Annotated in this window: 8 protein-coding genes; 2 read left to right on the top strand and 6 right to left on the bottom strand. The window is 39.6% G+C overall.

Translation table 11 applies throughout. The features are described from left to right. Positions 1 to 289: 289 nt before the first annotated feature. A complete protein-coding gene (locus R0J88_RS14900; protein ID WP_410900292.1) occupies positions 290 to 595 on the bottom strand; it encodes an MGMT family protein in 306 nt (101 codons plus the stop codon). Next, positions 585 to 1,487 carry a LysR family transcriptional regulator gene (locus tag R0J88_RS14895; protein ID WP_410900291.1) on the bottom strand — a complete coding sequence of 301 codons (903 nt, stop codon included), beginning with the start codon at positions 1,485 to 1,487 and terminating at the stop codon, positions 585 to 587. Before R0J88_RS14895 ends, R0J88_RS14900 begins: the two co-directional genes overlap by 11 nt. Positions 1,488 to 1,609: 122 nt before the next feature. Between R0J88_RS14895 and R0J88_RS14890 the strand changes: the two genes are divergently transcribed. Continuing rightward, entirely contained in the window at positions 1,610 to 2,692 is a 1,083-nt protein-coding gene (locus tag R0J88_RS14890; RefSeq protein WP_039037405.1) for an efflux RND transporter periplasmic adaptor subunit, read from the top strand. 2 nt (positions 2,693 to 2,694) lie between these two features. Continuing rightward, positions 2,695 to 5,772 carry an efflux RND transporter permease subunit gene (locus R0J88_RS14885; RefSeq protein ID WP_410900290.1) on the top strand — a complete coding sequence of 1,026 codons (3,078 nt, stop codon included), beginning with the start codon at positions 2,695 to 2,697 and terminating at the stop codon, positions 5,770 to 5,772. 92 nt (positions 5,773 to 5,864) lie between these two features. On the opposite strand, the gene rluF is transcribed toward R0J88_RS14885, so the two are convergent. The 4 genes from rluF to R0J88_RS14865 form a co-directional block, all read right to left on the bottom strand. Further along, entirely contained in the window at positions 5,865 to 6,830 is a 966-nt protein-coding gene (gene rluF / locus R0J88_RS14880; protein WP_410900289.1) for a 23S rRNA pseudouridine(2604) synthase RluF, read from the bottom strand. Positions 6,831 to 6,894: 64 nt separating this feature from the next. Beyond that, positions 6,895 to 7,980, bottom strand: a complete 1,086-nt coding sequence (locus R0J88_RS14875) for a DUF418 domain-containing protein (protein WP_410900288.1) — start codon at positions 7,978 to 7,980, stop codon at positions 6,895 to 6,897. A gap of 15 nt (positions 7,981 to 7,995) precedes the next feature. Then, the gene (locus R0J88_RS14870; RefSeq protein ID WP_410900287.1) at positions 7,996 to 9,210 is read right to left on the bottom strand and encodes an EAL and HDOD domain-containing protein; all 1,215 of its coding nucleotides are present in this window, start codon (positions 9,208 to 9,210) and stop codon (positions 7,996 to 7,998) included. A 92-nt stretch (positions 9,211 to 9,302) separates the two neighbouring features. Further along, a complete protein-coding gene (locus R0J88_RS14865) occupies positions 9,303 to 10,838 on the bottom strand; it encodes a glycogen synthase (protein ID WP_410900286.1) in 1,536 nt (511 codons plus the stop codon). Positions 10,839 to 10,906: the final 68 nt, after the last annotated feature.

Below are 10,906 nucleotides of genomic sequence, written 5' to 3'. Positions count from 1 at the left end.
TCTATGTTCTTCAATATAGGCAACTTCATTGAATTCTTTATGTGTATCAAGACCGATAAAAAGTATGCTATGTTTATTCATGTTAGCCTCTGCTGTTTAGTTAATTGACAAACTAATTATGGCTCTGGCTTTGAATTAAGCTAACCCACGAAAAGCGGAGGCTAACACCGTGTAGGAGTCATTATGTCTAGGTATTCATCTGTTTATACTAAGTACTTAGCAAAAAAATATCTAGTAGGTATTTTACTGTGTCGAGTGGCACTAATTTATCGGACTTGCAATAGTAACTTTACTGCCACCTGCACTCACGCATATTTACTTTGTCGTTTTTAAAAAGCACACCTTCTGATAATAACTTTTGACGCTGTTCTTGGTACTTGTTACTGCCTACAGGGAACGCTATTTTACCTTGGCTGTTTACAACACGATGCCATGGAATAACCGAATCACTTGGCATTATTTTTAATAAACGCCCAACTAAACGTGAGTTTTGCGGAAATCCAGCCAACGCAGCGACTTGACCATAGCTTGCTACTTTTCCTGCTGGGATTGCGGCTATTACGGTATAAATAAGGGTTTCTTTTTCAATATCCATTTTTATCAGCGTAGGCCTTGCTTAGTTGTTTAAATTGCTCCCATACAGTGCGTGCCACAGGGCCATGATGAATAGCATGTTGCCTAAACGCTCTTATTTGTGCGCTAAATTTATGTTCGCGGTCTGTAATATGGATTTCTTGTAATAAGCCTGCTTCTATTTCAGGTTTGCAATGCTCTAGGCTCATCATTGCCCATCCGGCCCCTGAAAGTAAAAACGACTTTAAAGTTGCTACGTCGTCTATTTTCATCATTGCAGAACCTTTAGAGTAAGATAGCCTATCGCTGTCTATGCTTAAATCGCTTTCAAACATAGCTAAACACGGATAGGTTTGTAATTGTGTGTATGTTAACTGTTGGGGTAATAACCCTTTAGCACTTACTATACCAATGTCGAGCTTACCTATGGGTACGCTTTCTAAGTCACCTGTAGCATGAAATAAATCAAACCAGGGGCCAATACCTAGCTCTGCTTGCCCACTATTAACTTGTTCTAACGATACAAACCGTTTACCACTGGTAATACAAAACTCTGTACTCGTAAACTGCCTAAAAGTATTACTTATGATCTTGTTATAACTTTGTTTATGGCAGAGCTGTTCGTAACAAATCCGATATTGGGGTTCATTTCCTAACGAAAGCTCTTCTGCGAGTTTGGCAAGCTCGTCATTTGCATGCAGTAACTGTTGTGCCTCACGATGAAAAATACGTCCTTTTTCAGTAAGCTGTAACCGGTACTTAGTTCTATCTAGCAGCTCAAAGCCTATTTGCGCTTCTAAGTTTTTTATAGCCAACGTTAGCGCGGGCTGTGTTTTATGAAGCTTTTGTGCAGCACCGCTCAAACTTGCGCTTTGCACTATGGCATCTAATATTACTAATTGATTCAGCTTCATATACCGCCTCAAAACATTATAAGTAAAACTTATTGAGTCTCTAAAATTTAATGAATTTTATTTTATATGTTTGCAGCGTATCCTGCACTTAATTATTTTGCCAATATTGCAACGGAGAAGACATGAAACTCTTTCGTCTATGTTTACTAACAACGACCCTACTTAGCTTAATTGCCTGTTCTGAACCAGAACAACAAGTTAAAGAAGAGCCCATTCGCCCTGTTAAGCTGTTCAATATTGGTCATGACTCTCAAATTAATATTCGCAGTTTCCCTGCTGAGGTGGTTGCCAACCAAGGATCTTACCTTGCATTTAGGGTAAACGGAGAACTTATAGAGTTTCCGGTTCTTGCTGGTGAACACGTTGAAAAAGGCGATTTACTAGCCAAATTAGACCCTGAAGATTTTCAGCTCCAGTTTGATGAACGTAAAGCACGTTACGAACTGGCAAAATCGCAACTGAGACGAATTGAACAATTATTCGAGAAAAAAATTACCAGCCAATCTGAACTCGACCAAGCAACCGCCAATATGCAAATAGCTGAGTCGGCATTTAAAATTGCTGAAACCAACCTAGAATACAGTGAACTGCGAGCCCCTTTTGCGGGCACTGTTGCCAAAGTGTTTGTAAAGAATTTTGAAAATATTCAAGCTAAACAAAATATTTTGCGCCTAGAAACGCGCGATTTAATGGACGTAGAAATTCAGGTTCCTGAAAAAATAGTGGCACGATTCAAAAAAGGCACTGATTACCACCCTACTGTTAAATTTGATGGCTTTGAAGATAAAGAATACTCGCTCGATATTAAAGAATGGGACACCCAAGCCGACCCAGCAACACTGACCTATAAAGTGGTGTTTTCGTTACCCGTGCCTGATGACTTTAACTTACTAGCAGGTATGACTGGCCGCGTTTTAATTGATTTAAGTAAAGTGACACGTTCGCAGGTTGCTTACACAATACTCCCTATTGAATCGGTTTTTTCTGATCCTCAAGAAGCAATTAAAAATAATGCCTATGTTTGGCTTTATGATGAAAATACCGGCCAAGTCCATAAGCAAGCTGTTGAAGTTGGCCAATTACACCATGATGGCATAGAGGTACTTAGCGGTATTAAAGAGGGCCAAATTGTGGTGTCTGCGGGTGTTCACTCGATTGAAGAAGGCATGAAAGTTCGTCCATGGAATAAAGAGCGAGGCTTATAATTATGAGCTTTGCACAATTTTCTATAAAGAAAAAAGTAATTAGTTGGATGTTTGCCCTGCTGCTTTTAATTGGTGGTAGCGTATCGTATTTTGATTTAGGCCAGTTAGAAGACCCTGAATTTACACTTAAACAGGCCATGGTTATTACCATGTACCCTGGCGCATCACCGCAGCAAGTCGAGGAAGAAGTTACTTTTCCACTCGAAAATGCAATTCAACAGTTACCCTATGTTGACCACGTGACTTCTATTTCATCCAACGGGAAGTCGCAAATCGCCGTGGAAATGAAGAGCACTTATCGAAAAGAGCAACTTCGCCAAATTTGGGATGAAATGCGTCGTAAAATAAACGATCTTTCTCCGTCTTTACCCAGTGGTGTTTACCCAAGCACAATTTTAGATGACTTTGGCGATGTATATGGTGTTTTATATTCTGTTGTAGGTGACGGCTACTCTTACGATGAACTAAAAGACTACACTGACTATTTAAAGCGTGAACTGGTATTAGTTAAAGGGGTAAGCAAGGTAACGATTGCAGGTGAGCAACAGCCGCAAGTAATGGTAGAGATATCTACCCGTAAATTAGCCCAACTTGGTATTGCACCTAGCCATATATTTGCTTTGTTACAATCTCAAAACACGGTGTCTAACGCAGGTAAGATTAGAGTGGGCGATGAGTCGATTCGTTTTCATCCTACCGGCGAATTTAAAGATGTTAAAGAACTTGAAACTCTGCTGATTTCTAAACCGGGTGCGAGCGAGCTTATTTATTTAGGTGATGTTGCCGAAGTATTTAGAGAGTACGCTGAAGTACCCACTAATGTAATTAGATATAACTCTGAGCAAGCGCTATTAATTGGCGTATCGTTTATGAATGGCGTTAATGTGGTTGATGTAGGTAAACGTATTGATGCTCACTTAGCAAAACTTGAGTACCAGCGCCCGCATGGTATTGACGTGAATGCTGTATACAACCAGCCAAAAGAAGTAGAAACCTCGGTAGACGGTTTTATTGTTAGCCTGCTAGAAGCCATTGCGATAGTAATTGTGGTACTCCTTATTTTTATGGGCCTTAAAAGCGGCATTTTAATAGGCGGTATTTTATTACTAACGGTTTTAGGCACCTTCATTTTTATGAAGTTGTTTGCCATAGACTTACAACGTATATCGTTAGGTGCGCTTATTATAGCCCTTGGTATGCTGGTAGATAACGCCATAGTGGTTACAGAAGGAATTTTAATTAACCTAAAACGTGGCCAAACCAAACTCAAAGCCGCAGTTAACATTGTGGAGCAAACTAAATGGCCATTGTTAGGTGCAACTATTATTGGTATTACTGCGTTTGCGCCAATTGGTTTAAGCTCTGACGCAACCGGTGAGTTTGCGGGCAGCTTGTTTTGGGTGTTGTTTATATCGCTGTTACTTAGCTGGATAACCGCCATTACTTTAACTCCATTTTTTGCAAACCTTATGTTTTCAGAAAATGAATTTAAAAAAGATAAAAACACTGAAGACGATTCAGATAACGACCCATACCAAGGGTTTATTTTTACAGGCTATAAAGCGCTATTAGATTTAGCAATGCACTATCGTAAGTCAACAATGATCCTCATGGTTGTATTACTGTGCAGTGCCGTAGTGGGTTTTGGTTCGGTTAAGCAGTCGTTTTTCCCTGCATCTAACACACCTATGTTTTACGTAGATTACTGGCAACAACAAGGTTCGGATATTCGTGCCACACTAGATGGCATAAAGAAGCTTGAAAACTATTTGCAAAAAGAAGAACTTGTAGAAGAAGTAACAAGTACAACCGGGCAAGGTGCGCCGCGCTTTATGCTTACTTATGCGCCTCAAAAGTCTTACTCGTCGTATGGACAACTTATTATAAGAGTAAAAGACCGCGAAGCAGTTGCAGTTGTTATGCAAAAGGTCCGTGATTATTCTCAAAATACACCGTTATCAGCTCAACTAAAAATAAAGCCTATGGAAATTGGGCCTTCTACTGATGCAAAAATAGAAGCCCGTTTTACAGGCCCTGACCCTGTCATTCTTAGAAAGCTCGCAGCTGAAGCTGAAAAGCTTATGGCTCAAGATGACGGCGCATTTAATATTCGTAATGATTGGCGTGCGCGAACCAAAATGATTCGCCCACAGTTTAACGAGCAAAAGGCTCGACGCTTAGGCATAAGTAAATCAGATCTGGATGATGTGCTGCTTACAAGCTTGTCGGGTAAACAGGTGGGCGTATATCGCGATGGTACTCAATTACTGCCAATTATTGCGCGCTCCCCTGCTAATGAGCGTCTTAATGTAGATAGCGTTCATGATTTACAAATATACAGCCCTGTTTTAGGTGTATTTGTACCAGTAACTCAAGTGGTAGATGAGTTTATCGTTGAATGGGAAGACAGCCTAATAATGCGTCGCGATAGAAAGCGAACAATAACGGTAATGGCCGACCAAAATGTGCTGGGAGATGAAACAGCCGCTAAATTGTTTGCCCGAGTACGAGGCCCTGTTGAATCTATAGAGCTACCTCATGGGTACTCATTAGAATGGGGCGGCGAATATGAATCTTCTAGCAAAGCTCAAAAAGCTATATTTGGGTCTTTGCCGCTTGGCTACTTAGCTATGTTTGCTATTACGGTTTTACTGTTTAACTCATTAAAGCAGCCTCTTGTAATTTGGGCCACAGTTCCACTGGCAATTATTGGTGTAAGTGCCGGTTTATTAGCAATGAACGCGCCGTTTAGTTTTATGGGCCTACTTGGGTTATTAAGCTTAAGTGGTATGCTCATTAAAAATGGCATTGTATTAGTCGACCAAATAAACCTTGAGCTAAAAGCGGGCAGCTCACCTTACCAAGCGGTTTTTGATTCTGGGGTGAGCCGTGTGCGGCCTGTAGCAATGGCTGCAATCACTACAATACTCGGTATGATCCCTTTGCTGTTTGATGTGTTCTTTCAATCTATGGCGGTCACAATTATGTTTGGTTTAGGCTTTGCGACCATACTTACATTAATAGTAGTGCCTGTTTTATATACTATGATTTTTAGAATTGAATACCAACCACGTAAATAAAGACATATTGAGTGTTTAACTAAATAAAAATGCCACAGCGTAAACTGTGGCATTTTTTATAACTTAAATAAATACAGTGGTAATTGCTTAGCTTATTTTTTTAAACTTAGCTTAGTGCGTGCGCCTGCTTTATTGCTAGATGCACTATTTGCTTTTGCCGTTTTTGGTTTACCAACATAGGTTGTAGATCGCTTTTGATAAGGTGCATTAGTTCGATTATTTTTTTGCTCATCGCCTCGCTCTTTTTGCTTATTACGACGAGGGTTTTCACCTTGAAAGTCGCGCTTAGGTGATATAGCAGCATTTTTATCAACTTGCTTGTTAGTATCTAACGAGTGCTCTTGGGTTTTGCCTGAGTCAGCAATTGAGTCGTTTATTTGCGCCATTTCAACATCGGATAAATGACGCCATTGACCCACTTTTAACCCTTTTAATGTTACATTCATAATACGAGTACGCTTTAAAGTCACCACCTCGTAACCTAAATACTCGCACATTCTACGAATTTGGCGATTTAACCCCTGAGTTAAAATGATCTTAAATTCTTTAGGGGCTGTTTGTGTAACCTTACACTTTTTAGTGACAGTATCTAAAATAGGAATGCCGTTGGACATTTTAGATACAAATTGGCTATTAAGGGGCTTGTCTACGGTGACGACGTATTCTTTTTCGTGGTTATTACCCGCACGCAAAATTTTATTAACAATGTCGCCCTCGTTTGTTAAAAATATTAACCCTTCAGAGGGTCTATCTAGGCGCCCAATTGGAAATATACGGTCGGGATAATTAACCGCTTTAACAATATTGCTTTGGATTTTACGTTCGGTTGTACATGTAATACCCACCGGTTTATTGTAAGCAATATAAACGCGTTTAGGTGGCGTTTTTAATGGTTTACCATCGACCAATACTACATCGGTTGCTGCAACCTTCACGCCCATTTCTGGCGCATTACCATTAACTGACACACGACCTTGCTCAATATATTTATCGGCTTCACGGCGTGAACAAAAACCTGTTTCACTAATAAATTTATTTAAACGTTTTAATTCGGTCATATCACTTAATAGTATTAATTTTTTAGGGTCGCTAGTGTATACCCAAACCACCTAAAAATGCGAGTTATGCCGCCGATTTAATGTCGGTTAATTTGCGCCACAGCACTTCAAGCGGCCCTTGTTTAAAATAACGACTATAAAATAACGTAAATAATAACTGCACAGCAACTAAGCTGCCAGCAACTAACCAGTAATCTATTCTATTAAAGCTAAGTATCCACTCTGGAAATAACACTCTATAAATAAGCAATTGCATAACTGTTTGGCTTATATACAGTGTGAATGCCATGCGACCCGCCTGCTGTATTAGTTTGCCAAACTGTGGGCTATTATTACAAAACTTAACAATTACATGAATATAAAGCCCAGCCATACACAGAGCAGCGAACATGTTAGAAATTTCTTGTAAACTCATACCCAAACCACCAGTAAGCGTTGATGTGCTTAGTCGTATACTACAAAATATAAGTACACCTAAGGCACACACCCACAACTGCTGATTTGATAGACCTTTGTTAAATATTCCCTCTTTAAACGCGTAAATGCCAATTAGCATGATTCCAACGCACATCCACATCGTCATTAACGGCACTGTTATTAGCATAAGAATATTTATATAAAGATTTTCACTAAAATAGTCACTGTAATGGGGGCTAAATAACTCGATAAACTCGGCAGAATCACGAAAGCTCTGATCGTCAGGAATAGTGAACAACACTAAAAACGTAACCACCGCCGAGAGCCCAGTAAACTCGAGCCCTCTTTGCAATAGCTTAGGGTTGTCGGTGTCTAGATATTTAATAATAAACCAGCCAGACACTCCATAAACAAACAAAATATCACCAGCCCAAAGTAAAAAGCCATGTATTAGACCAAAAATTATGAGCCAATATAATCTACTTTTTATTTGCACAGATGATTTAAAACGCTGCCATTGAATATACAAACCTGCGCCAAAAAGTAAGCTAAACAGCGTTCTAAATCGGCCTTCTATAAACAGTATATTCAAGTATTCAATGAGGGTGTCGCTTACAGGGGGGATAGTTAAAGGCACATAACCGAATTCCATAAAACCAAAGGCATAGCCATTCATAAACACTAAGCCAAGCACGGCAATGCCGCGAATAAAGTCCATATTATAATTACGCATTAAAGCTATTTTCCGTTAAATATTATTTTTATAGCTGTCGGCCCAGTCAACCGACTTCTGGTAAAGCTCTGGTAGTATATCACTTTGTATATTTAAAAATATAACAGCTTGTTCGAGTGCCCACCAGCTGCCGGTTTCGTATGCTTTAACAACTTTTAAAATGTAATACAGTGTGTTTTTTTCTTCGAGCAAGGCTGCTTTTATATCATCCTGAAAAGGTAATTTTTCAACAAGCAAGCTCATTGGTTGATCTAAAACAGCATCAAGGAGCGAAAATAAGCCGGTTAAAAACGCCTCTCCTGACTGATGCTTGGCCACTTTTTTAGCAATCAATTCACAAAAGCGCGCACGTACGACGCACACTTGCATTAGCTCTGCAGGCTTTTTACCAGCTGTGTGAGCGGTCACAATTAAACTAACAAACTTTTTTAACCGCTCCTGGCCCAAATAAACCAATGCTTGCTTTAAGGAGGCTATTTTACTTTGTATAGGAAATACGCCGCTGTTAATTAAACGTAGTAATTTATAAGCCAGTGCGGCATCCAACTCAAACAACGCTGCTATTTTGGTTAAATCTGGATTCGGGCCCATTATTTCAGCATATATTGCAACGACTAACCCGTAGTTATAATCAATGTCGTTATGCTTCATCATGGTGGGTTTTGCAAAAAAGTAACCTTGAAAGTAATCAAAGCCCATGCCAGCGGCAACTTCGTATTCTTCCTGAGTTTCTATTTTTTCGGCCAACAACTTAATTTGTTTGTGATCTTTGAGCTTTTTTATAATAGGGTGAATATCGTTTAATGGGGTTATGGTTATATCAAATTTTATGAGTTTAACCAGCTTTAAAAAGCGATCCCATTGCGGTTTGTAAACAAAGTCATCAAGGGCTAAATTAAAATTACTATGAAAGAGATCTCGGCATAACTCGTAATTTGTATCAGTGGGCTCTATGCTTTCAAGAAGCTCTATTACAACGTCTTGGCACGGTAAAAAGGCACATAGGTCAAGCTCTAAAGATTCAGGCCCAATGTTGATGAGTGCTTTTTTACCAGAGGTGATATGGCGTGTGCCCAAGTTAAGTTGATTTTCCATAATAAGCCGCGCAGTTGCCTGCCCTTCGGCTATATCAGGAAAAAAGTTTTTAGGACTGTCCCTAAAAAGTAGCTCGTAAGCAACTACTTTTTGACGCCGATTGAAAATTGCTTGCCTTGCAACAAATACAGACACTTTACCTACTTTATTTCATTCCATTAATACCAAGTTATTAATAGCGTAAATAATCTAAAATGTCACTGCGCTTAAGTTAAATTAAACAAACTTTATCGGTACAGAGTTGAAATGTAATCACTTGCAACCTGAGACCACGAAAAGCGTACTGCTTTAGCATTAGATTTTATTTGCTGCCATTTTTTGGGATGTTGTTTATAAAATGCTAGCGTTTCGGTTAAACATGAAAGCAAAGTATGTGTTTGCTCACTTAATGTTGCACCATTAAAACTGAACCCATTTTTATTGTGTTTTACCGTATCTTTTAATCCGCCAACACTATGTACCAAACAAGGTTGGCCTGCGCGCATAGCCAGCATTTGGCTTATTCCGCAAGGCTCAAACGAACTAGGCATTAAAAATAAATCACCTAATTGATACATTAAATCACCTACTCTTTGCGCATAACCTTTTAAAAAAAGTAAATTTTCGTTACGTGCCATGGCTTTTGTAAACAATGCTTCTAGCGCTTTATCGCCAGAGCCTAATATGATTAAACGCCCCCCCTGTTTATTAATACTATTACATACTGCGTCTATCGCAAGTTCACCATTTAGTGGCTGACATAATAACAATACTTTTTGTTCTGTGAGTCTACCTACGCTTGTAACAATTGGCCCATTATTTGGTGTCGCTTTAAATTGCTTTAATCGTTGGTGCGCAATGTAGTGAACGCTTTCAAGTTGTTCGCTGTTGCTCATCCAAGCAAATAAGCTTTTTTCTGCCTCGTTGTACAAGTCGTCCATAACTGCATTTGCAACTTCCAATGCAGGGTATTCACAGCCATTCAAAATGCCGACCACTTTACCTTGATCGGCTGCATTTTGTAGGTCTTGTTCAAGCCCCTCACCACCAAAAAAGCCATCATTGTAATTACTGGGTTTAAGCACTTCTTGGCTGTAGGTAGGTGACACTAAATGAATTTTGTCTGCTAAATTAATGGCGCTACGCATTGGGTTAAAACAATTTGCATACCTTGGGTCGCACAAGTGTTGCCCGTTGTAACTTAATGATGGAAACCAAGCTTCTAAGCTCGATTCATCGTGCTTAAAAGGCCTTATTCCTTGTAGTGCTAAATTGTGTACTGTGTACGCTAAATGTATATCGTGTAAAGCACTGTAACGCGGCTCAAACTTAAGTAAAACAGAAACGCATGCGCTATGCCAGTCATGTAAATGCAGTGTACTAGGGCGTTTAAGTAGTCCTTGCAGTAATGCTTCGCAAACAGCCGCATTAAAAAGCGCAAACTTTGTTGCATCGGTTGCAAATGGCCTACCCGGTGCATCATTACAATAAACGCTACCCGATTCACTAAACATTGGATGGCTTATTACAAATTGAGTTATGTTATTTTTTGTTTGATCCACTTTAAACAAGGTCATTACATGAGATTGAGCATTAAACGCAACGGTTACTTCACCTATGTAATGCCTATTTAATGGCTCAAATCCATAGTCTGGGATCACCACATCAACCGATACGCTATGCTTTGCAAGAGCCTTCGGGGCATCACGGACTACATCTGCTACACCGCCTACTTTAGCGCCAGGTAACGCATCGTTCTCTGCTGCAACCATTAATACATGCATTAATTTACTACTTCCTTTGTTTTAATAAGCTCACCCGCTTTAGGGCAAGCTTGTTTTGCCTAACTCTG

Origin of the sequence: Pseudoalteromonas sp. SIMBA_162, from assembly GCF_046535955.1 — a bacterium.
In the GTDB taxonomy this organism is placed as follows: domain Bacteria; phylum Pseudomonadota; class Gammaproteobacteria; order Enterobacterales; family Alteromonadaceae; genus Pseudoalteromonas; species Pseudoalteromonas marina.
Note: the sequence above shows the minus strand (reverse complement) of the source record. Positions and strands in the feature narration are given on the sequence as shown.